Source organism: Marivita sp. (genome assembly GCF_017643905.1).
Lineage (GTDB): Bacteria > Pseudomonadota > Alphaproteobacteria > Rhodobacterales > Rhodobacteraceae > Marivita.
This window is the reverse complement of sequence record NZ_JAEPMO010000006.1, coordinates 1-20,231: the sequence shown is the minus strand read 5'-3', so window position 1 is coordinate 20,231 and position 20,231 is coordinate 1. Positions and strand designations below refer to the sequence as shown.

Below are 20,231 nucleotides of genomic sequence, written 5' to 3'. Positions count from 1 at the left end.
GCTTAGTCCAATTCATACTCTTGGGAAAGCCGAATGCGCGGTCTATGACAGACGCATGGTGTTCCGTTCGAATATGTCACTGGCGCTGGATCAGGCGCGCGAGGCTGCTGACCGCGGTGAAGTCCCTGTAGGTGCGGTTGTTGTGGCTGCTGATGGGTCCTTAGTTTCAATGGCTGGAAACCGGACCCGCGAATTGAACGATCCCACCGCCCATGCCGAGATTCTGGCAATCCGCGATGCCTGTGCCCTGCTGGGTGTGGAACGGCTCACCGACCACGATCTTTACGTCACGCTCGAACCCTGTCCGATGTGCGCTGGTGCCATTTCAAACGCGCGCATCCGGAGGCTTTACTATGGAGCGCAGGACACCAAGTCGGGTGGCGTCGCACATGGTGCGCGGGTGTTTTCGCACCCCCAATGCCATCACGTGCCCGAGATCTATGACGGGGTGAGCGCATCCGAGGCCGAACACTTGCTGGTCGATTTCTTTGCCGCGAAACGGGGAACCGGCGTATGACCCGCATCATCCTGTTCAACAAACCCTTCGATGTTCTGTCGCAATTCACCGACAAAGGCACCGAAGGCACGGCGCGGCGCACCTTGTCCGAGTTCATCACCGTACCGGGCGTCTATCCGGCAGGTAGGCTGGACCGGGACAGCGAAGGGCTTATGGTGCTGACCGACAACGGAAAATTACAGGCGAAGATCAGTAACCCCAAGTTCCGGTCACCCAAGACCTACCTCGCGCAGGTCGAAGGAACTCCGACCAAGGACCAGCTTGAGCAGTTGCGCGCAGGCGTTGTTCTCAAGGATGGCCCAACCCGACCGGCACAAGTCGAGCAGATCGCGCCCCCGGACCTGTGGGAGCGCGATCCTCCCGTGCGCTACCGCAAGACGGTTCCGGATGCGTGGCTGCGCCTGACCATCACCGAAGGGCGCAACCGGCAAGTGCGCCGGATGACGGCACATGTCGGCCTGCCCTGCCTACGTTTGGTGCGGTGGTCCGTTGGCGAATGGTCGCTGGACGGCATCGCACCGGGGACATGGCGCGACGCCTGAGTAGCGTGAGCTATGGGCACAGTTCAGGCGACGCGACGTGGGCGGCGCCCCTCACATTCGACTTTCAGGTCGGCGAGACCCTGTTCCAGAGCGTTTTGAATGATCCGTTTTGCGTGGCCCGGCAGAAGCGCCGCATACGCACCCCGAAACGATTCTGCCGTTTCAACCCGCGTGTGCGCTCCCTCGGGCATCAGTCGCCAGATGTGCCGCGCAGAGATCAGCGGCGTACGCCCCGTCCAACCGATGAAACTCGGGGCATCCAGGGCCTGAACAATGCTGCGGATGGTCATGTCACCAGCGCGCCATTCGAATTTGGTGCCGACCGTCAAACGACCGACAGCACCGACCCATTCGACGCCGCTGTTCCAGTTCGGCCAAGTTTCAGGATCCGCGATCCGCGCCCAGATCGCGTCTTGCGATGCGGCAATGATGATGGAGGCCCGTGCCTTGGCACGGGAGGTGAGATCGATGTCGAAAAGAGACATTGTTGGCGTCCATACTACCGGGACGCCGGGGCCTTGGCGCGCCGGACCATCCGGCGACGCGGCGACCGGCCCCTAGCACATGCGTATGCGGCTAAGCTGTATCAAGCCCGCCTCGCGACACCAAAAAAATAATTTAAACCCACTTGGCGAGGGGCGGCAGGCTCATCAGAACGGCGTTGGCGTCATGCCCGGTTTCAAGCCCGAACTTGGTCCCACGGTCATAGACCAAATTGTATTCAGCATAGAGCCCGCGATGCACCAGTTGTGCGTCCTTGTCCGTGTCTGACCAGTCCTGCACACGGCGTTTTTCGACCAGCGGCACATAGGCCGGGAGAAACGCCCGTCCGATATCCTGCGTCAGGGAGAAGTCGTTTTCCCAGTCGCCGGTGTTGTGGTCGTCCATGAAAATGCCACCGACGCCCCGCGCCCGCCCCCGGTGTGGCACGTAGAAATACTCGTCAGCCCATTCCTTGAGCTTGGGATAGTACTCGCCGCCATGCGGATCGAGGTGCTGTTTCTGCGTGTCGTGGAAATGCTGGGTGTCCTCGGCATATTCGATGCAGGGGTTAAGGTCGGACCCGCCGCCGAACCACCAGGCATGCGGTGTCCAGAACATGCGGGTGTTCATATGCACAGCGGGGCAATGCGGGTTCTGCATATGCGCGACAAGGCTGATCCCAGACGCCCAGAAGCGCGGATCGTCCTTCATGCCGGGAATGCCCTTGCGCGCGGCCATTGCGTGCTGCGCCCGTTCGCCCAGAGTGCCATAGACGGTCGAGACATTGACACCGATCTTCTCGAACACCCGACCGCCGCGCATCACGCTCATCAAACCGCCGCCGGCGTCCGATCCATCGTCGGAATGGCGTTTGGTTTCAGTCACTTCGAACCGCCCCGGAGCGGCATCGCTCATCGGTCCGGTGTCGTGGCTGTTCTCAAGCCCTTCGAAGGCCGCAACGATCTGATCGCGCAATTCGCGGAACCACGCAGAAGCGCGGGCTTTTTCGGTGTCAAAGTTTTCCGTCATGTCACTGTCCTATAGTTCTGACAGGACACTACAACGCATAACGGGAATCACAAGCCACTCCAAAGGCTTGGGTCTGCGGCGAAAACGGTCAATGTGCCGGGGCGCTGACCGGATCTATCAACGTTCGGCCGCCGTCAATCGTCATGATCTGACCCGTGATGAAGCCAGAGCTTTCAGAGGCAAGAAATTGCACCGCCTGTGCCAGTTCAGCCGGGCTGGCAATCCGGGACAGAGGTGTGTTGTTTTCGATTTCCTTGCGGTACTCGTCATGATCCTTGAGTGCCTGCGCAAGGCTGGCCGACATCACCGATCCCAGCGCAACCGAATTCACGCGGATGCGGTGGTCTGCCAAAGACACCGCCAAGGACCGGGTCAATTGATCAAGAGCCGCCATGGAGACAGAAAACCCGAGAAGTTCCGGCTGTGTCCGCCGCGCTGCGATAGAGGACAGATTGACGATGGCACCGGCCTGACCGTCTTGCTTGTCGGCGGCCTGCTTGATCATGCGCTTGGCCACCATCTGCGACAGGCGGAATGTGTTAGTGACGTTCTGCAACATCAACGCTTCAAGCGTGGTGTCATCAAGATAAAGCGGATCGGAGGGCAGGACCTGTCGGCTGCCATTCACAAGGATATCGACACGGTCGAACGCATCGAGTGTCGCGGACAGCAGGTTGGCCAGTGTCAGACGTTCGCGCAGGTCGCCCGCAAAGTAGCGGATGTTACCCTCTTCTTCGACGATTTCGCCGCATTCGTGGGACAGGCGCGCCTCGTCCATGTCGGCAAACATGACATTGGCGCCCTGATCGACGAAATGGCGTGCAATCGCGAGGCCGACCCCGTTGGCGGCTCCGGTAACGATGGCGGTCTTGCCTTCGATAGAGAATGACATTCTGGGTCTCCCTCAGCGCCGTTTTGTGCGACCGGGTTTGTCGGGGGTGCGCGGTTGGTCTGCCTGAAGTACCTTGAACCGGCTGTCCCCGTCCAGTTCCTGCGTTTGTGCGAAACAGGACGCGAGCGTTGTTTCATATGGCAAATGACGGTTTGCAACGAGAACCAGCGTTCCTTTCGGTCGCAGCAAACGCGCGGCAGAGCGGATGAAGTCCTGCCCAAGAGATGCGTCTGGTGTTCGGCTTGTGTGGAACGGCGGATTCATCACCACCCAATCCAGACTGCCCGCAACACCCCATTTCGTGGCGTCGGCCCAATGAAAACTGACCCGGTCGTCGATTATGTTCTTCTCGGCACAGGTCAAAGCACGCCGGTCCGCCTCGACCAGATCGACATGGGTGACACCCGGCACATCGAGAAGGCGCCGCGTCAGGTAACCCCATCCCCCGCCAAGATCCGCACCACGCCCCTTTAACGACTTTGGCAGAGCCTCGATCAGCGCCTCTGATCCCGCATCGGGCCCATCCGCCGAAAAAACGCCGGGTTGCGTGATCCAGCCGGAAGGCACCGGCGCAGGGTCAGGAAGCGCGCAGTCCTGAAACGCGTGGCTTGCGGTAAACCAGAAAACCTTGCCGTGCGCCTTGGAGGTCTGGCCCGCGACAGACACTCTCTCCCGCGCGAATTTCAGCATCGCGTCAATGCCATCAGTCTTGGCGCCATCGACAATCACCAATCCGCCGGGTGCAATCGCTTCGGCCTGCGCCAGCAATCCACGCGCCAGATCGCGGCTGCGTGGCAGCGTGACAAGCACCGCATCGGCAGGCCCGGTGGCATAGGTCGTGACTGGATAGCCCATCGCTTCGAACAGGTCGTAGGCGGGTTTGAAATTCTGCTGAATGACGATGTCGCAGCCGGACAGCGTTCCAAAATCCGCGTCAGGCGCAGGTTCAAGCAGAGCAAGCCGCGTTCCGTCGGACAGGGTCAATGCGCCTGTCTCGCGCGCATGGTCTAATCTTGCTAACGTCATGGGAGACCCGGGACAATGCCCCGGTTATTCCTTTTCCATGGTGCATTGCAGCGGGTGCTGATGGCGACGGGCAAAATCCATCACCTGCCCCACCTTGGTTTCCGCGATCTCGTGGCTGAACACACCAACAACCGCAACACCCTTTTTGTGAACGGTCAACATGATCTCGAACGCCTGCGCATGCGTCATGCCGAAGAACCGTTCCAGCACATGCACCACGAATTCCATCGGGGTGTAGTCGTCGTTCAGAAGCATCACCTTGTAGAGCGGCGGACGTTTCGTCTTGGCACGCGTCTCGACAACGACGCCGGTGTCGTTGTCATCGTTCGACGGTGGTCCAGCCTTGGGGCGGGACGACAGAATGTTGGCCGACAGCTGTCTCATGCGTGGGTCAGGACCTCGGGTTCCATATCCTAGATGGCTCTATATAACGTGTCGTGTCTGCGAGAAAAGAGGCGTGAGCCCTGCCATGATGCGAAAGCTGCAAACAATCGGGTTCGATGCCGACGACACACTGTGGCACAACGAGCGGTTTTTCAAACTCACGCAGGACCGTTTCGAAGAGTTACTGTCTGATTATACGGACAAATCCCTGCTGCATGACCGTCTGATCGCAGCCGAACGCCGCAATATCGGCCACTATGGGTTCGGGGTGAAAGGCTTTGTTCTGTCGATGATCGAAACCGCCATCGACGTGACCGACGGCGCTGTTCCGGGCCATATGATCCGAAACATTCTGGATGCGGGGCAGGATATGCTGGCCCATCCCATCGAATTGCTGCCCCATGTCCGTGCCACTGTGGAAACTTTGGCGCAGACGCATCGGCTGGTTCTGATCACAAAGGGTGACCTGCTGCATAAGGAACGCAAGCTGGCGCAATCCGGGTTGGGCGACCTCTTTCAAGACGTGGCCATCGTGTCGGAGAAATCGGTTTCGACCTATCACACCGTCTTCGGTCGGCATGCAGGCGGGGTCGAGGCCGCGATGATGGTCGGCAATTCCATGAAGTCCGACGTGGTGCCTGCCGTTGCCGCAGGAAGCTGGGGCGTGTTCGTTCCACATGACCTTGAGTGGGATCTCGAAAAGGCGGATCCACCGCAAAGCGCACGTTACCGCGAGATTGCCGATCTGGGTGATTTGCCGCCTTTGGTGGCGGATATCGGCTGATCGGATTCGCCACATTCTTGCCACAATGGCTGACCTAGTAAGCAGATGGGCGCAGCCCCCAACATCTTGCGCCCGCACATTACGAGATTGGGAAAAAAGATATAAAAATAAGGCCTTTATCGCCTTCCTCTCGTGTGGTACCTTTGTTTCAATAATAATGCTGACCGGAAAAATCCGGCGGCTTGAGGCAGAGAAGGCAGATATCGTGACGGGACGGCGCATGAAGCCGGGCCGAATTGGCCTGTATTTGATCACCGCACTTTGGTTGGCAGTCCTGCTGCCGATGAGCGCCATGGCAGCGCCCTACGCCGCTATGGTGATGGATGCCCGGAACGGCGAAGTGATCCATTCGGAAAACGCGGACACGCGCCTGCATCCTGCCTCTTTGACCAAGATGATGACGCTCTATATCGTGTTCGAAGCCGTTCAGAACGGCGAGATCAGCATGGACACGGCCGTTCGCATCTCCCAAAAAGCGGCGGCCGAGCCGCCATCGAAACTTGGCTTGCGCGCAGGGTCCACGATTCAGCTGCGCTACCTCGTCCGCGCGGCGGCGATCAAATCCGCCAATGATGCGGCAACCGCGCTTGCCGAAGCGATCTCAGGCTCTGAAGCGGCCTTTGCCCGCCGGATGAACCGCACGGCCAAGGCGCTGGGGATGAGCCGTACCACCTTCAAGAACGCACATGGCCTGACGGAAAGTGGTCACCTGTCGAGCGCGCGGGACATGACGATCCTCGGACGCCATCTGCTTTATGACTATCCGCAGTTTTACAACCTTTTCCAGCGCCGCAGCACCGATGCTGGCATCAAGGCCGTGTCAAACACGAACCGCCGCTTTCTCGATTCCTATCAAGGGGCCGACGGGATCAAGACGGGCTACACCCGCGCCGCCGGTTTCAACCTTGTCGCGTCAGCCGAACGCGGCAGCGAACGGATCATCGTGACAGTGTTCGGCGGCAATTCCACCGCGTCGCGCAATGCGCAGGTGGCAAAGCTGATGGATTTGGGCTTCAACAAAGCCCCCAGTCGCATGGCGCTGCGCACGCCACGCAAGCCGCCATACCTTGGCCCGGACACATCGGCACCCGCAGAGACTGTGATCGCACGCAGCCAGACACCTTCGACGAATACCCGTGCCAAGTCGATCCGCGTGGTGGCCGCCGCCGTCAAAACAAGCCTCCGCCCCACCGCGCGTCCCGTGGCGGAACCGGTCTTGCCGGATGCACTGGTCGCCGAACTCAAGCAAGACATCCAGTCAGTCCTCGAAGAGGTACAGACCGCCGAAGTGCGCGAAATCGCAGCAACTTCGGCGCAAGTGGCGATCGCGGCTCCTGCCTCGAATGCCGCCGTCGAAGCTGTGATCGCGGAACAGAAAACCGCGCCCAGCGCGTCGGTCAAACCGGTCGTGCGACCGCGCACATTGGTTCTGGCGTCTGCAAAGACACCTCAAGCCGCGCCCACCCAGCCCGTCGTGAAACGCGAGGCCGAGGTTGTGACACGGATTTCGACGTCTGGCGGTCGGCACTGGGGCATCAATGTCGGGCGCTTCTCAAGCCGTCATGCTGCCGAGAAGGCGCTGCTCACAACTGCACTGGCGGAAATGGCGACGCTGGACGGATCGCTGCGCAAGGTGGTGAACGGCGCGCGCGGCTTTGATGCAAACTTCATGGGTCTGACCCGCGATGCGGCGGACCTTGCCTGCCGCAGGCTGCAGGCGCGGCAGGTGACCTGCTTCATGATCGGGCCAAGCTGACCCTCAGCGGGTCAACTTTTGGGATGATAGTCGTAATCGTCTGACAATATCCGCTGCGCCGCCCCTTCCGGGTCTTCGTATTGCCTTGACCTGACCGTGAACACAAATGCCACGAGCCCGATGCCGCCAAGGGTCAGCGATACGGGGATCAGATAGGCAAGAACGTTCATGGAATGCTCCGGGTTACTTGAGGCGAAGGGCGTTCAAAGACACCGTAATCGAAGAGGTGGACATCGCCAACGCGGCGATCAGAGGCGAACACAGACCCGCCACCGCAAGCGGAACCGCAATGATGTTGTACCATGTCGCGATGCTGAAGTTCTGACGGATGCGTTTGATCGCGACACGCGACGTGGACAGGGCATCCGCAATCGGCTCAAGCGATTTGCCAAGCAGCACCACGTCTGACGCCACACGCGCCGCATCAAGCGCCGTGGCAGGAGAGATCGACGCATGCGCGCCGGCTAGGGCTGCGGTATCGTTCAGACCATCGCCAACCATGAGAACATGTTTTCCGCTGTCACTCAGTTGGGCAATGCGTGCGGCCTTGTCTTGCGGCAATGCCTCGGCCACCCATTTGGTGATCCCAATACGCGCCGCAAAAGCTTCGACAGCAGGTGTGGTGTCACCGGACATCAGGATCACCTCGTACCCGTCGTCTTGCAGCTTGGTCACAAGCGCCTCGGCCCCATCGCGGATTTGGTCGGCAAAACGGAACGGATCGGCAACCGTATCGCCAACGCGCAACCACGCACAGGTCTCTGTGCTTTCGCCCCCGCCGACCCAAACAGCCCTGCCCAGACGTACGGTCTGACCCATCCATGTGCCTTCGGTGCCATGGCCCGGCACCTCGGAGAGATCGGTGACTTTCGCAGCAGCAACACCCGCATCGCGGATCGCCTTGGCCAAGGATTGCGACAGCGGATGCGACGACCCGTCTGCCAGTGCCAGCGTGATCCCAAGATCGCGGCGCGAGTGATCGGCAAGGTTCACCACTTCGGGTGTGCCTGCGGTCAGGGTCCCGGTCTTGTCGAACACCACGGTGTCGACTTGCGCCATGCGTTCAAGCGCGGTCGCGTCCTTGATCAGCAATCCCTTGCGGAACAGACGGCCAGACGCCGCCGTGGTCACAGCAGGCACCGCCAGCCCCAAGGCACAGGGGCAGGTGATGATCAGAACCGCCGCCGCGATATTGAGCGCGGTGCGCAGATCAAAGGTGTAGAAATACCAACCCAGGAACGCGAGCGCCGACAGGATATGAACCCCCGGCGCGTATAACTTGGCCGCCTTGTCGGCGAGCGAGGTATACCGCGACCGCCCGGATTCAGCGATAGCGACCAGATCAGCCATCCGATGCAGCGAGGTGTCGCGGCCCACGGCGCTGGCCCGGATCGTCAGAGGACCAGTCAGGTTGACCTCTCCTGCACTGACATTCGATCCAACACCGGCATAGACGGGGCGGGTTTCGCCGGTCAAAAGCGAGCGATCCAGTTCAGACTGACCTTCGACAATCTCTCCGTCAACGGGCATCCGTCCACCGGGACGCACGCGGATCAGGTCGCCCACGATAAGTTCGGACATGGCGATCTGTTCTTCACCCCTATCCGTAACACGCCAGACACGCGGCACTTCCAGCGCGGCCAATTCCTCCGCAGCCGACCGGGCAGCCGCGCGCGTGCGATGATCCAGATACCGCCCTGCCAGCAGGAAAAAGGTCAGCGTGATCGCTGCATCGAAATAGGCGTGTTCGCCGGACAGGGAGGTTTCCCAAAGCGACGTGGCCACCGCCAGCGCAATCGCCAGCGAGATCGGCACATCCATGTTGAGCCGCCCGGCCCGCAAGGCCGTCCAGGCATGCTTGAAGAACGGCTGTGCGGAGAATGCGATGGTCGGCAAAGCGATGGCGGCAGAAATCCAGTGGAACATGTCCCGCGTCGGACCATCGGCGCCCGACCACACCGCGACCGACAACAGCATGATGTTCATCGCAGCAAAGAAGGATACGGCCAGGCGCATCAGCAGATCGCGTCCCGCCTTGTCCGTGTCCGTCGCGCGCAAGGCGGTGGTGTCCAACTCGTGCGCTTCGTATCCGGCACGCTCCAATACGCCGATCAGATCGTCTGCGGTAACGTCGGATGCCGCTTCGATCTGCGCTCGCTTCAGCGTCAGGTTCACACGCGCGCCTTTTACGCCCTCGGTCGCTGCGAGGATGCGCTCAACGCCAGAGATGCAGGCCGCGCAATGGATCGACGGCAGGGACAGGACGATGTTTACATCCTTCGGCAAAGCCGCTTCTGCCAATGCCTCGGCTGCGGGTGCCGCAGAACAAGCGGGACAGGCCGAGGCGGGAGGGCGCATCGCGAGGGTCATGGCTCAGCTTTCGACGTGAAGGACAACGCGCTGTTCGAAGGGAACGCCATCCAGCGACGTGGCCTTCATGCGGATGTTCCAGTTGCCCGGCGCAAGCGTTTCCCGCGCCACATAGGCCCGTCCGTCAAATGCGAAATCTGGTGTACGGTCATCCTGCACATGGGTCGCCCGACCGAGAACGGCATCCAGACTTCCGGCCTGCACAGGCTTCCCTTGGTCGTCCTTGATGCTCAGAATGAGCAGCCCACCCTTTGCCTCGGCATAGACATTCCATCCCAAGGCTTCCTGTTCGGCACGACGCACGTCGAATTCCTGCGACGCGACATAAGAGTTCTTCACCTCAAGCCCCGGAAAGGTCTTCACCGCCGAATAGGCCAGAACAAGATTGACGGAAATGATGACAGCAAAACAGCCGCCAAAAATGGCCAGAGCATGCCAGCCGGTAAGTTTGCTTTCCTTGGCCATCAGTTGCTTCTCCCGTTGAAGAGTGTGTCGGTATAGGCGCGGTCGCCATTGGTGAGGTCTTCGACCCAGAACCGGATATCGGTGCGTTCGTCCTCGGCCGGATCAGACCTTGGTGCGGCGACGACATAGACGCGCTGCAGGAAGGTTTCGTTGGCGGGAACATCCACCGTTTCATAGAGCGTGCCCTCAAGCTGAACCCTAAGTGAAGGGTGGCCTGTGACAGAGACGCGGAAGGGCCGATCCTCGCCATGCTTGTTGAGCAGGCGCACGTCGTAGGTGTTGCGGATGGACCCGTCAGACAACGTGACAAAGGTCGGGTTCCGCACCGGTGCCACGGTCATGTCGATCTCGGGGCGGATGAAGAGCGCGAAAACAAGGCCGATGCCTACAAGCGCCCAGAGCGTGGTGTACATCATCGTGCGGACGCGGAAGATGTGGAACCACGCTGTGCGCGGCTTTTCCCCGGCCCGTTCGCGCGGTTCATCCGACAGCGCCAGATAGTCGATCAGACCACGGGGCTTGCCGATCTTTTCCATGATGTCGTCGCAGGCATCAATACAAAGGCCGCAGGTGATGCACTCCATCTGTTGCCCATCGCGGATGTCGATGCCCATCGGGCAGACGTTGACGCAGGCCATGCAGTCGATGCAGTCGCCCAGTTGCTCTGCCCCGTCGCCCTTGCGATGCTTGCCGCGCGGCTCACCCCGCCATTCGCGGTAGCCGATGGTCAAAGTATCCTCGTCCATCATCGCTGCCTGAATGCGCGGCCATGGGCAGGCATAGATACAGACCTGTTCGCGCGCGAAGCCACCAAAGAAGAACGTGGTCGCGGTCAGGATCAGCATCGTGGTGTAAGCAACAGGATGCGCCTGCCCCGTTACCAAATCGCGCAGCAGCGTCGGTGCGTCGGCAAAATAGAACACCCACGCCCCGCCGGTGGCTAGGCCGATAATGAACCATGACACCCACTTCGTCAGCCGCAGACGGGCTTTGCGGAAATCCATCTTTTCCTGCCGGTGCAGGCGCAAACGCGCGTTGCGGTCCCCTTCGATCCAGCGTTCGACAAGGATGAAGAGGTCCGTCCACACGGTCTGCGGGCAGGCGTAGCCGCACCAGACCCTTCCCAGCGCCGAAGTGAACAGGAACAGGCCGAGGCCCGCCATGATCAGCAAGCCCGCGACGAAGTAGAATTCATGCGGCCAGATCTCGATCCAGAAGAAAAAGAACCGGCGGTTGGCCAGATCGACCAACACCGCCTGATCGGGAAGCTGTGGCCCCCTGTCCCAGCGAATCCACGGCGTGACATAGTAAATGCCCAGCGTGACAATCATGATGATCCATTTGAAGCTGCGGAAGTTGCCCTTCACACGCTTCGGAAAGATCGGTTCGCGCGCGGCGTAAAGGTTCGGCGGCGTTTGGTTTTCTGCTTGAGACACGAGAGAATTGGCTCCCAAAGACGGATTGGCTTGACCGTCTTTTCTCAGGGTGCGCCGCGCCAGACTTTGACTTGCATCAAATACTGTATCTTTAATTCAGGTTTTTGCCGCTTCCCTGCGGATCCAGCGCATAAACGCTTTCAGCGGGGCACGCTGGACACCGGGTTTCGTGACCAGATTGTATCCCGCCTCCAACCGGTCTTCGAAAACGGCAATCAGGCGTCCTGCAGCGAGGTCCTCGGCCACCGCGATTCGGGTCGAGACAGCCACCCCCTGCCCGTTCCGCGCCCCGTCGAGCATCAGGTTGCCCGGCACATGGGTGCGCGACAGGACCTTGGCATGTGCCAGCCCGTGCTGGGTCAACCAGGCAGAGGATTCGGTTGTCCCAAGCTCTTCCAGCCAAGGATAGTCGATCAAATCCCGCGGTTCGGTCGGCAGTTTGCTCTTGAACAGCGACGGCGCACCGATGACCACAAGCGGTGAGTCCAGCAGGCGTTCATACTCAAGTCCGGCCCATCCGCCCGAACCATAACGGATCGCCACGTCGATGCCGCCCGGTGAAGGGTCGGTCAGAACCGGGCTGGGGGTGACGATCATGTCGATCCCCGGATGTTCCATCTGGAAACTGCCAAGGCGCGGCATCAGCCACGCACTGGCAAAGGTTGGCGTGCAGCCCACGTTCAACGGTCTTTGCGCATCGGCATTTGTCAGCGCTTCGACCCCGGCCGCAATACGGCCGAACCCATCGTCCAAGGCGCGGGCCAGATCGCGCCCGTCATCCGTCAGTTCCAGTGCCCGGCTTTTCCGATCAAAGAGCGGCGTTCCGAGATGGGTCTCAAGACTGCGCAATTGCTGCGAAATCGCCGCATGGCTGACATTCAATGCCGTCCCGGCGTCGGTCACGGACCCCGTCTGGACAAATGCACAGAACGCCCGCAGCGCAGACAGGGAGGGCAGTCGGGACCAATCAATCATGTAATCTCATCTTACATTTCAAATTTATCCCTGAGTCGCATTTGCAGCACCAAAACGCAAGTATGAGCGCAGAACCACAGCGATCAAAGGAGACCGACATGTTCACTACATTTGCAAAAACGCTGTTCCGGGCAAGCGGCGTATCCCCGACCAATTCGCTCAACGCCACCCTGCGTTCTTGGTACCGTGAAGACCTGCGCGGCCAGCCCGAGCGCAAGCGTTGGGAGGACTGGAGATGATCGACCCGGTGATCTACCTGCCGCCGCGGATCTGGCACGATCCGACCGACAAAAATCGCGCCAGGCGGTGGCCGTGGCGCGGTGGCAGATGGCAATAAAACAGATCAAATCAAAAGCGCCGGTGCCTCGAAACGCGCGAACAGAAAGAGGAACCGGCGCTTTCCCCTTTGGCCCGAAGGCCAAAGGGTATTCTGGTATCAGGTCACTCGACCGAGGCTTCGCCGCCACCCAAGCCATGCACATAGGAGGCCACGGCACGGATTTCGGCTTCGCTCAGACGGTCCGTCCAAGGCGGCATCACGCCAAAGCGCGAATAGGTCACTGTCTCCGTCAGGGTCGCGTAGTCGCCACCATAAAGCCAGATCGCATCCGTCAGGTTCGGCGCACCTTGAAAGCGGTCACCTGTTCCGTCGTCCATGTGGCAGGCCGCGCAATTGTCGAGGAACACGGTCTCACCAGCCGCGACCATTGAGGCATCGTTCGGTTCGCCCGAGAGCGACATCACGTAGTTGACCACCTGGCTGATTTCCTCTTCAGCGAGCATGTCGCCAAAAGCCGGCATTTCAGACCAACGGGCGTCCGGGTCTTCCTCGTTGCGGATACCATGCGCGATTGTGGCATGGATCGCCTCGATGTCACCGCCCCAGAGCCAGTCGTCGTCCAGAAGGTTCGGATAGCCCTTGGCACCGGCTGCACCGGATCCGTGGCACTGTGCGCACCATGTGCGGAACACCGCAGCACCCGCGTTCTGGGCGTACTGGTTGAGGTCGGCATCCTGAGCGATCTCGGTCAGTTCAACCGACGCAAGCTGGGCGTTGATCCCCGCATTGGCATCTTCGAACCGCGCGATCTCTTCCGCCACCTGTGCCCGTGTGGAGAACCCAAGGATACCGGGTGTGGCTTCCTTGATGCCCGGCCATGCGGGATAGGCGATGGTGTAGAGCACACCCCAGACGATGGTCGCGTAGAAGGTCCACAGCCACCAGCGCGGCAGCGGTTTGTTGTATTCCTTGATCCCGTCCCACTCGTGACCGGTGGTTTCATAATCAAGATCGTCGTCTTTCTTACTCATGTCCTCGCCTCCTTGGACGCGGCGGGTTTGTCTTCATTGCGAAACGGGATGTTGGCTGTGTCGCGATGTGTCTTGTTGCTGCCGGGGCGAATGGCCCAGAGGATCACCCCGACAAAGAACAGGAACAGGACCAGCAACATCCAGCTGTCTGCGAATTCCCGGAGAAACGAATAGGTTTCCATGTCAGTCCTCCTTAGCGGCTTGCGTCTGGGGTGAAGGTCGAGAAGTCGACCATTGTGCCCAGAACCTGCAGGTAGGCGATCAGGGCATCTGCTTCGGAAACGCCCGGCTGGCCGTCAAAGTTGCGCACGTTGACGCCTTCGCCGTAGCGTTCGAGCAGACCGTCGAAATCGCTGTCCGGATCGGCTTGCGCCCGGAAGTCTTCGCGCGCCGCTTCGATCATCTCGCTGGTGTACGGGACACCGACAAAGGCGTTGGTCGCCATGACGTCGCCGATATGCTCGCCCTCCAGCAGTGTCGCTTCGAGGAAGCCGTATTTCGGCATAACCGATTCCGGTACAACCGACTGCGGATCACGCAGGTGGTCGACATGCCAGTCGTCCGAGTAGCGGCCACCGACGCGGGCGAGGTCGGGCCCGGTCCGCTTGGACCCCCACTGGAACGGGTGGTCGTACATCGACTCGGCCGCAAGGCTGTAATGGCCATAGCGTTCGACTTCGTCGCGCATCGGGCGGATCATCTGGCTGTGGCAGACATAGCAGCCTTCGCGCAGATAAACGTCCCGACCCGCCAGTTCGAGAGGTGTGTAGGGGCGCATGCCCTCAACCTTCTCGATGGTGTTGTCGAGATAGAAGAGCGGCACGATCTGCACCAGTCCGCCAATGGTGACGACCAGGAAGCTGCAGATCAGCAACAGGGTCGCGTTGGTTTCAAGTACCTTATGCTTGTCAAGAATACCCATTGTCCAAGCCTCCTTATTCGGCCGGGACGGCTGCGGGCGACATCACGGCGTCTTTTGCCGGGCTGCGCTTCACAGTCATCCAAAGGTTGTAGCACATGATCAGCGCCCCGGTGACGTACATCACCCCACCCAGCGCACGCACGACGTACATCGGGAACTTCGCACTCACGGTGTCGGCAAAGCTGTTCACGAGGAACCCGTTTGCATCGACTTCACGCCACATCAGGCCTTCCATGATCCCGGTGACCCACATCGAGGCCGCGTAGAGAATGATGCCGATGGTGGCGAGCCAGAAGTGCCAGCTGACCATGCTCAGGCTATAGAGCCGCTGACGGTTCCAGAGCTTGGGCACGAGGAAGTACAGAGCCCCGAAGGTGATCATGCCGTTCCAGCCAAGAGCACCAGAGTGCACGTGACCAATGGTCCAGTCAGTGTAGTGCGACAGCGAGTTGACCGCACGGATCGACATCATCGGACCTTCAAAGGTCGACATGCCGTAGAAGCCAAGCGAAATCACCATCATCCGGATGACCGGGTCGGTGCGCAGCTTGTCCCATGCGCCGCTCAGCGTCATCAGACCGTTGATCATGCCGCCCCAGCTGGGCATCCAGAGCACGATCGAGAACACCATGCCAAGGGTCGAGGCCCAATCCGGCAGAGCGGTGTAATGCAGGTGGTGCGGACCGGCCCAGATATAAAGGAAGATCAGCGCCCAGAAGTGAATGATCGACAACTTGTAGCTGAAGACCGGACGTTCGGCCTGCTTGGGGATGAAGTAATACATCATGCCAAGGAAGCCTGCGGTCAGGAAGAAGCCCACGGCGTTGTGGCCATACCACCACTGAACCATCGCGTCCTGCACACCTGCGAAAACCTGAACCGACTTTGAGCCGAAGATCGAGACCGGGATGCTCAGGTTGTTGAACACGTGCAGCATCGCGACCGTGACGATGAAGGACAGGAAGAACCAGTTGGCTACATAAATGTGAGGTTCTTTGCGCTTGATGATCGTGCCGAGGAAAACCGCCAGATAGGCCAGCCACACGATGGTCAGCCACAGATCGACATACCACTCGGGTTCCGCGTATTCCTTGGACTGGGTTGCCCCCAGCAAGTAGCCGGTCGCGGCCAGCACGATGAACAGGTTATAGCCCCAGAACACGAACCAGCCGAGGTTCCCCCCCCACAGGCGCGCGGCGCTGGTGCGCTGCACCACATAGAACGATGTCGCGATCAAGGCGTTGCCACCAAATGCGAAGATCACCGCAGAGGTGTGCAGTGGGCGCAGACGCCCGAAATTCGCATAGCCCTGAGCCCAATCAAAATTGAGCGCCGGAAAGGCCAGCTGGAACGCGATGAAGGTTCCCACAAGGAAACCGACGACGCCCCAAAAGGCCGTTGCGATCACGCCGTAGCGGATCACACCGTCCATATAGCTTGTTTCAAGTACGGCTGCTGGCACCGGTTCATCCGTGTTGCGCAGCACCCAAAGGAAGAGCCCGGCAGATATCGCCATGATCAGAATGGCGTGAACCTGATAGGCCAAATCGCGTGCATAACTTGCTGCAATCATCGCAAAGAGCGTGATCAAACCAAGCGCGATTAGCTTGATATAGTTCAACATTTTTTGTCCCTTCGTCTTACCTGCGCGATTCGGCTGCCGCGCGGGCGGTTTTCAGACTGGGCCCTTAATGCGAAACTTGGCCAAACCTATCCTTGATCTGCATCAATAGAATTGCGGGACTTGTTTGATGGGTGTCAAAGCGCCTCATGCGACTTCGGTCGAAGATGGTTCCAGTGGGAAATCAACCAAGGGAGCCAACCATGTCTTTCAAAACGATCCTGACCGTCGTCACCGATCACGCCCATCTGACCGAGACACTTTCGCAGGCCATTTCCATGGCAAGCGCGCTGGACGCCCATCTTGATGTTCTATGTGTTGGCGTCGATCGCACGCAAACCGGCTACTATTATGCCGGCATGAACGCGGCCATCCTGCAGGAAACCCTGAACCAGGCGCGCGAAGATGCCTCTGGACTGGCAGCCGCTGCGAAAAAGCAGATGGGTCTGTCAGAGCTGCGCTGGGGTGTGACCGAAGCGGTGTGTCAACTTGCCGATGTCGCGCGGTTTGTCGCGTCTCATGCCCGGTTTGCCGATCTGGCGATCGTGCCACGGCCCTATGGCGATGATCGGGGCATTGAACTTGAACCCGTCGTCGAAGGTGCGCTGTTCGAGGGGCAGTCTCCGGTGATCGTGCTGCCTGACGGCGGTCTCGAACTGAAGTTGCCCGGCAAGATCGCGATTGGCTGGAACGAAAGCGCCGAGGCGCTTCGGGCCGTGCGCAGTGCGCTGCCATTTCTGAGCAGCGCGCACACCGTGCATATCGTCGTGATCGACCCACCCAAACACGGGCCGACCCGGTCAGGTCCGGGTGGGCAAGTGTCGCAATATCTTGCCCGTCACGGGGTAAAGGTGGAAATCGACGTGTTGTCCAAGACCATGCCACGGGTATCCGATGTGATGCGGCGTCATGTGATGGACATCAATGCCGACATGGTCGTGATGGGTGCCTATGGGCATTCCCGGTTCCGCGAGGCCATTCTTGGTGGCGCAACGCGCAATATGCTCGAAACCAGCGAAGTACCGGTGGTCATGGCACATTAAACGTCGGGTTATCCGGTTAGGAGGCGCAGACCTTGGGTCACGTCTGACCGAACCGCCAAGCGAAGGCCGGGTTCATCCCCGGCCTTCAGCGCCGCCACGATCAACCTGTGATATTGTGGTGCTTCCGTCCGCCGCAACCGCCCATAAAGCGCGCGCATCGTGGGGCCAAGCTGCAACCAGACCTGTTCGGCCATGGCCAGCATCGCGGGGGCTTGCGCCCGCAGATACAAGGTCCGGTGAAAGTCCAGATTTGTCCGGATATAGCCCACGGCATCCCGGTTCGAGATCGCGTCCGAAATCGTCCCGTTGATCGCCTGCAACCGGTCGATCAGGGCCAAATGGGCGCGCGGCAGGGCGCGGCTCGCCAGTTCCACTTCGATCAGGGCGCGCAACGCGGCAAGTTCCTCGATCCGGTCGTTCGACAGTTCAGGCGTCGACACCCGCCCCGAAGCAGACATCGACAAGGCTCCTTCCGCGACCAGCCGCTGAAACGCTTCACGCGCGGGCGTCATCGACACATCGAACTCCCGCGCAACGCCGCGCAGGGTCAGCTGTTCACCAGGAGACATCTGACCAAACATGATCCGGTTCCGCAGACCGCGATAGACGCGGTCATGTGCGGACAGGGTTGGTTCCGTGGGGCGGGTCAGGACGCTCATACTGAACTGTGATCACAGCTGTGGAACGGGTCAAGCACCAAACCGGAAGCGATGCAGCTTCGGGCCGTCTTGCCGCAGCCATGCGCGCGCATCGTGATGAGGGCCATAAAGCTGATCCACCACGCGCCAGAAATTGGCCGAGTGGTTCATTTCCTTCAAATGCGCAACTTCATGCGCCGCCACATAATCAAGCACGAATTTCGGCGCGAGGATCAAACGCCACGAATACATCAGTGCGCCTGCTGACGAACACGAGCCCCAACGGGACCGCGTGTCGCGCAGCGTCAGCCGGGTGTACCGAAGGCCCAACCGCTCGGAATAGTGATCGGACGCTCGGGTCAGCGCGATCCGCGCCTGCTCCTTGAGCCACCCTTGCAGGTGAATACGTCCGGTCTCGACCGGGGCAGGCAGGGTGATCCTGCCATCCGCCACCACCAGACGCCGTGCCGACCCCGCAACAATTTCAAAGGATTGCCCGCCCACATCCAGCCGGTCACCGGGCCCGACAAGCGCGGGGCCGGCCCGTTTCGACAGATGCCCCATGACCCAGTCGCGCTTTTCTGCGGCAAAGGCCAAAGCCTCGCGCTCTGAAACGCCGCGCGGCACGGTCAGGGTCACTCCCCCATCGACTCTGGAGATCCGCAGCGTCATGCGGCGGGCACGCGCGTTCTTCCGAAGTTTAAAGGGAATTTCGGGGTTGCCGGGAAAGGTTGTGACGCCCATATGCCGCTCGATGACCTCTGCGCCCTAAAGCCTTTGACACCGGTTCGGTGTTATGGCAGTTGGCGCAGATTGTCGATATGACCACGCAATAAAGGGGATGACCCATGCCCAAGGAAGAATGGGGCGTCAAACGTGTTTGCCCAACCACCGGCAAACGCTTTTATGACCTGAACGCCACTCCGATCATCAGCCCGTATACCGGCGAAGTGGTCGAGATTGACACAGGCAAGACCCGCATGATCGCGGCAGACGCCGAAGACCGCCAGAGCAAGTCCAACCTGGACGACACCGATGACGTCGATGTTCTGGAAGATGACGATGTTGATGTCGATCTCGATGACGATGACGTTCTCGAGGACGATGAAGACGACAACGTCTCACTTGACGACATCGCGGATGTCGCAGGTAACGACGACGATTAATTTCTGTAAAAGGGGCGGAATCACGCTTGATCCCGCCCCCGGCTTTGCGTAATTGAACGCGCACTAACGGGGCCTTAGCTCAGCTGGGAGAGCGCTTGCATGGCATGCAAGAGGTCAGGGGTTCGATCCCCCTAGGCTCCACCAAATTCCAGCATATGTTTGATTTCAGCCATCACCGGCCATTGGTATTTCAAACCTTATTTCGGTGCCCTAAATAGGGACTGGACTCGATAACACGCTCTCGTTAGCTTTTTGGTGTTTTATCGAATTTTTCCAAGGCGAGATATTGATGTTGAATAAGACGTGGCTGGGCATCGCTATCGGCGGTGGTGCCTCCGTTCTTTACGGAAAAGCAGGATACATCCTACAATTCTTGAACCTTGAACACTTGAACAATTCGGTATCTTGTGCGGTAGGCGGGGTGCGAATGGGGGCAGCGCTTCACGCCAGTTGCGGCGTCTCTTTTGCTTTGATGACCGGGGTTGGATCCCCAAAGGATCTTGAGGCAGTGACGGGAAGCGGTTTCGACTTTGCCGCCGATCTTGGCGGTCGTTTTGGAGAACTCGCGAAACTAGGCGGTCGCGCCGGGGAAGCTGTGGCAAACGGCGTTGCTTCGTTGAACAAGATTCAAACCATAGTAGATTTAAAAGCCTTTCTTGGTACCGAGCGCGGGAAAGTCTTCATCAACTCGATCACTGGCGATTTCGCACCATCAAATTCCACTCCGTCTCTATTTAGTCCGTCCTGAACAACGCCCAAGCTGTTGATAATGAATGAATAAACTGTGATTCCTGTAGCCATTTCCCGCAGGGTTTTGTATTATTGCATTGAAAACCCTGCAATTTGGTCTTGCCATGAAGCACCGTAGTCG

Annotated in this window: 24 protein-coding genes and 1 tRNA gene; 9 read left to right on the top strand and 16 right to left on the bottom strand. The window is 59.7% G+C overall.

The annotated features are described in order from the left end of the window. The first annotated feature begins 55 nt into the window (after positions 1-55). Positions 56-517, top strand: coding sequence for a nucleoside deaminase (locus JJ869_RS01730; RefSeq protein WP_292264247.1), 462 nt, complete (start codon positions 56-58; stop codon positions 515-517). Next, a complete protein-coding gene (locus JJ869_RS01725) occupies positions 514-1,059 on the top strand; it encodes a pseudouridine synthase (protein ID WP_292264246.1) in 546 nt (181 codons plus the stop codon). Before JJ869_RS01730 ends, JJ869_RS01725 begins: the two co-directional genes overlap by 4 nt. Positions 1,060-1,082: 23 nt before the next feature. On the opposite strand, the gene JJ869_RS01720 is transcribed toward JJ869_RS01725, so the two are convergent. The 5 genes from JJ869_RS01720 to clpS form a co-directional block, all read right to left on the bottom strand. Beyond that, a complete protein-coding gene (locus JJ869_RS01720) occupies positions 1,083-1,544 on the bottom strand; it encodes an SRPBCC family protein (protein WP_292264245.1) in 462 nt (153 codons plus the stop codon). Between the two features lie 133 nt (positions 1,545-1,677). Then, entirely contained in the window at positions 1,678-2,571 is an 894-nt protein-coding gene (gene hemF / locus JJ869_RS01715) for an oxygen-dependent coproporphyrinogen oxidase (protein WP_292264244.1), read from the bottom strand. Between the two features lie 88 nt (positions 2,572-2,659). Next, entirely contained in the window at positions 2,660-3,463 is an 804-nt protein-coding gene (locus JJ869_RS01710) for an SDR family oxidoreductase (protein WP_292264243.1), read from the bottom strand. A 12-nt stretch (positions 3,464-3,475) separates the two neighbouring features. Further along, positions 3,476-4,489, bottom strand: a complete 1,014-nt coding sequence (locus JJ869_RS01705; RefSeq protein ID WP_292264242.1) for a methyltransferase — start codon at positions 4,487-4,489, stop codon at positions 3,476-3,478. 24 nt (positions 4,490-4,513) lie between these two features. After that, positions 4,514-4,873 (bottom strand): ATP-dependent Clp protease adapter ClpS, encoded by a 360-nt coding sequence (gene clpS / locus JJ869_RS01700; RefSeq protein ID WP_292264241.1) that lies wholly within the window; start codon positions 4,871-4,873, stop codon positions 4,514-4,516. An 85-nt stretch (positions 4,874-4,958) separates the two neighbouring features. Between clpS and JJ869_RS01695 the strand changes: the two genes are divergently transcribed. Both JJ869_RS01695 and JJ869_RS01690 read left to right on the top strand, forming a co-directional pair. Further along, the gene (locus JJ869_RS01695; protein WP_292264240.1) at positions 4,959-5,657 is read left to right on the top strand and encodes an HAD family hydrolase; all 699 of its coding nucleotides are present in this window, start codon (positions 4,959-4,961) and stop codon (positions 5,655-5,657) included. Positions 5,658-5,940: 283 nt separating this feature from the next. Next, the gene (locus tag JJ869_RS01690) at positions 5,941-7,413 is read left to right on the top strand and encodes a serine hydrolase (RefSeq protein WP_292264282.1); all 1,473 of its coding nucleotides are present in this window, start codon (positions 5,941-5,943) and stop codon (positions 7,411-7,413) included. 11 nt (positions 7,414-7,424) lie between these two features. Here JJ869_RS01690 and ccoS read toward each other — a convergent pair whose 3' ends face one another. The 5 genes from ccoS to JJ869_RS01665 all read right to left on the bottom strand — a co-directional run bounded on the left by ccoS (position 7,425) and on the right by JJ869_RS01665 (position 12,659). Further along, on the bottom strand, positions 7,425-7,583 hold the full coding sequence (ccoS, locus tag JJ869_RS01685) for a cbb3-type cytochrome oxidase assembly protein CcoS (protein ID WP_292264239.1): 159 nt from the start codon (positions 7,581-7,583) through the stop codon (positions 7,425-7,427). 13 nt (positions 7,584-7,596) lie between these two features. Next, entirely contained in the window at positions 7,597-9,783 is a 2,187-nt protein-coding gene (locus tag JJ869_RS01680; RefSeq protein WP_292264238.1) for a heavy metal translocating P-type ATPase, read from the bottom strand. Between the two features lie 3 nt (positions 9,784-9,786). Continuing rightward, positions 9,787-10,248, bottom strand: coding sequence for a FixH family protein (locus tag JJ869_RS01675; RefSeq protein WP_292264237.1), 462 nt, complete (start codon positions 10,246-10,248; stop codon positions 9,787-9,789). Then, complete coding sequence (ccoG, locus tag JJ869_RS01670) at positions 10,248-11,684, bottom strand: cytochrome c oxidase accessory protein CcoG (RefSeq protein WP_292264236.1); 1,437 nt, start codon at positions 11,682-11,684, stop codon at positions 10,248-10,250. The genes JJ869_RS01675 and ccoG overlap by 1 nt, the downstream gene beginning before the upstream one ends. Before the next feature lie 96 nt (positions 11,685-11,780). Continuing rightward, complete coding sequence (locus JJ869_RS01665; protein WP_366510393.1) at positions 11,781-12,659, bottom strand: LysR family transcriptional regulator; 879 nt, start codon at positions 12,657-12,659, stop codon at positions 11,781-11,783. A gap of 98 nt (positions 12,660-12,757) precedes the next feature. On the opposite strand from JJ869_RS01665, the gene JJ869_RS01660 reads away from it, so the two are divergent. Then, complete coding sequence (locus JJ869_RS01660) at positions 12,758-12,898, top strand: hypothetical protein (RefSeq protein WP_292264235.1); 141 nt, start codon at positions 12,758-12,760, stop codon at positions 12,896-12,898. A 202-nt stretch (positions 12,899-13,100) separates the two neighbouring features. On the opposite strand, the gene ccoP is transcribed toward JJ869_RS01660, so the two are convergent. From ccoP to ccoN, 4 genes are read right to left on the bottom strand one after another with little or no spacing between them, the layout of a single operon-like run. Continuing rightward, the gene (gene ccoP / locus JJ869_RS01655; RefSeq protein ID WP_292264234.1) at positions 13,101-13,970 is read right to left on the bottom strand and encodes a cytochrome-c oxidase, cbb3-type subunit III; all 870 of its coding nucleotides are present in this window, start codon (positions 13,968-13,970) and stop codon (positions 13,101-13,103) included. Then, positions 13,967-14,152 (bottom strand): cbb3-type cytochrome c oxidase subunit 3, encoded by a 186-nt coding sequence (locus JJ869_RS01650; RefSeq protein ID WP_292264233.1) that lies wholly within the window; start codon positions 14,150-14,152, stop codon positions 13,967-13,969. Before JJ869_RS01650 ends, ccoP begins: the two co-directional genes overlap by 4 nt. An 11-nt stretch (positions 14,153-14,163) precedes the next feature. Beyond that, positions 14,164-14,892: a cytochrome-c oxidase, cbb3-type subunit II gene (gene ccoO / locus JJ869_RS01645; RefSeq protein ID WP_292264232.1), complete on the bottom strand. Its 729-nt coding sequence runs from the start codon at positions 14,890-14,892 to the stop codon at positions 14,164-14,166. A gap of 13 nt (positions 14,893-14,905) precedes the next feature. Continuing rightward, positions 14,906-16,516, bottom strand: coding sequence for a cytochrome-c oxidase, cbb3-type subunit I (ccoN, locus tag JJ869_RS01640; RefSeq protein WP_292264231.1), 1,611 nt, complete (start codon positions 16,514-16,516; stop codon positions 14,906-14,908). A gap of 200 nt (positions 16,517-16,716) precedes the next feature. On the opposite strand from ccoN, the gene JJ869_RS01635 reads away from it, so the two are divergent. Then, complete coding sequence (locus JJ869_RS01635) at positions 16,717-17,556, top strand: universal stress protein (RefSeq protein ID WP_292264230.1); 840 nt, start codon at positions 16,717-16,719, stop codon at positions 17,554-17,556. An 8-nt stretch (positions 17,557-17,564) separates the two neighbouring features. Here JJ869_RS01635 and JJ869_RS01630 read toward each other — a convergent pair whose 3' ends face one another. Together JJ869_RS01630 and JJ869_RS01625 are read right to left on the bottom strand one after the other, a co-directional pair. Next, positions 17,565-18,215 (bottom strand): GntR family transcriptional regulator, encoded by a 651-nt coding sequence (locus JJ869_RS01630; RefSeq protein WP_085628340.1) that lies wholly within the window; start codon positions 18,213-18,215, stop codon positions 17,565-17,567. 30 nt (positions 18,216-18,245) lie between these two features. Next, entirely contained in the window at positions 18,246-18,938 is a 693-nt protein-coding gene (locus JJ869_RS01625) for a SprT family zinc-dependent metalloprotease (RefSeq protein WP_292264229.1), read from the bottom strand. A gap of 104 nt (positions 18,939-19,042) precedes the next feature. On the opposite strand from JJ869_RS01625, the gene JJ869_RS01620 reads away from it, so the two are divergent. The 3 genes from JJ869_RS01620 (at position 19,043) to JJ869_RS01610 (ending at position 20,108) form a co-directional block, all read left to right on the top strand. After that, positions 19,043-19,360: a TIGR02300 family protein gene (locus JJ869_RS01620; RefSeq protein ID WP_292264228.1), complete on the top strand. Its 318-nt coding sequence runs from the start codon at positions 19,043-19,045 to the stop codon at positions 19,358-19,360. Positions 19,361-19,428: 68 nt separating this feature from the next. Then, positions 19,429-19,504, top strand: a tRNA-Ala gene (locus JJ869_RS01615). 145 nt (positions 19,505-19,649) lie between these two features. Then, positions 19,650-20,108: a hypothetical protein gene (locus JJ869_RS01610; protein ID WP_292264227.1), complete on the top strand. Its 459-nt coding sequence runs from the start codon at positions 19,650-19,652 to the stop codon at positions 20,106-20,108. Positions 20,109-20,231: the final 123 nt, after the last annotated feature.

Coding starts and splice junctions, on each gene's coding strand:
- JJ869_RS01730 (WP_292264247.1), top strand. CDS start 56: ATGGTGTTCCGTTCGAATATGTCACTGGCGCTGGATCAGGCGCGCGAG.
- JJ869_RS01725 (WP_292264246.1), top strand. CDS start 514: ATGACCCGCATCATCCTGTTCAACAAACCCTTCGATGTTCTGTCGCAA.
- JJ869_RS01720 (WP_292264245.1), bottom strand. CDS start 1,544: ATGTCTCTTTTCGACATCGATCTCACCTCCCGTGCCAAGGCACGGGCC.
- hemF (WP_292264244.1), bottom strand. CDS start 2,571: ATGACGGAAAACTTTGACACCGAAAAAGCCCGCGCTTCTGCGTGGTTC.
- JJ869_RS01710 (WP_292264243.1), bottom strand. CDS start 3,463: ATGTCATTCTCTATCGAAGGCAAGACCGCCATCGTTACCGGAGCCGCC.
- JJ869_RS01705 (WP_292264242.1), bottom strand. CDS start 4,489: ATGACGTTAGCAAGATTAGACCATGCGCGCGAGACAGGCGCATTGACC.
- clpS (WP_292264241.1), bottom strand. CDS start 4,873: ATGAGACAGCTGTCGGCCAACATTCTGTCGTCCCGCCCCAAGGCTGGA.
- JJ869_RS01695 (WP_292264240.1), top strand. CDS start 4,959: ATGATGCGAAAGCTGCAAACAATCGGGTTCGATGCCGACGACACACTG.
- JJ869_RS01690 (WP_292264282.1), top strand. CDS start 5,941: ATGAGCGCCATGGCAGCGCCCTACGCCGCTATGGTGATGGATGCCCGG.
- ccoS (WP_292264239.1), bottom strand. CDS start 7,583: ATGAACGTTCTTGCCTATCTGATCCCCGTATCGCTGACCCTTGGCGGC.
- JJ869_RS01680 (WP_292264238.1), bottom strand. CDS start 9,783: ATGACCCTCGCGATGCGCCCTCCCGCCTCGGCCTGTCCCGCTTGTTCT.
- JJ869_RS01675 (WP_292264237.1), bottom strand. CDS start 10,248: ATGGCCAAGGAAAGCAAACTTACCGGCTGGCATGCTCTGGCCATTTTT.
- JJ869_RS01665 (WP_366510393.1), bottom strand. CDS start 12,659: ATGATTGATTGGTCCCGACTGCCCTCCCTGTCTGCGCTGCGGGCGTTC.
- JJ869_RS01660 (WP_292264235.1), top strand. CDS start 12,758: ATGTTCACTACATTTGCAAAAACGCTGTTCCGGGCAAGCGGCGTATCC.
- ccoP (WP_292264234.1), bottom strand. CDS start 13,970: ATGAGTAAGAAAGACGACGATCTTGATTATGAAACCACCGGTCACGAG.
- JJ869_RS01650 (WP_292264233.1), bottom strand. CDS start 14,152: ATGGAAACCTATTCGTTTCTCCGGGAATTCGCAGACAGCTGGATGTTG.
- ccoO (WP_292264232.1), bottom strand. CDS start 14,892: ATGGGTATTCTTGACAAGCATAAGGTACTTGAAACCAACGCGACCCTG.
- ccoN (WP_292264231.1), bottom strand. CDS start 16,516: ATGTTGAACTATATCAAGCTAATCGCGCTTGGTTTGATCACGCTCTTT.
- JJ869_RS01635 (WP_292264230.1), top strand. CDS start 16,717: ATGTCTTTCAAAACGATCCTGACCGTCGTCACCGATCACGCCCATCTG.
- JJ869_RS01630 (WP_085628340.1), bottom strand. CDS start 18,215: ATGAGCGTCCTGACCCGCCCCACGGAACCAACCCTGTCCGCACATGAC.
- JJ869_RS01625 (WP_292264229.1), bottom strand. CDS start 18,938: ATGGGCGTCACAACCTTTCCCGGCAACCCCGAAATTCCCTTTAAACTT.
- JJ869_RS01620 (WP_292264228.1), top strand. CDS start 19,043: ATGCCCAAGGAAGAATGGGGCGTCAAACGTGTTTGCCCAACCACCGGC.
- JJ869_RS01610 (WP_292264227.1), top strand. CDS start 19,650: ATGTTGAATAAGACGTGGCTGGGCATCGCTATCGGCGGTGGTGCCTCC.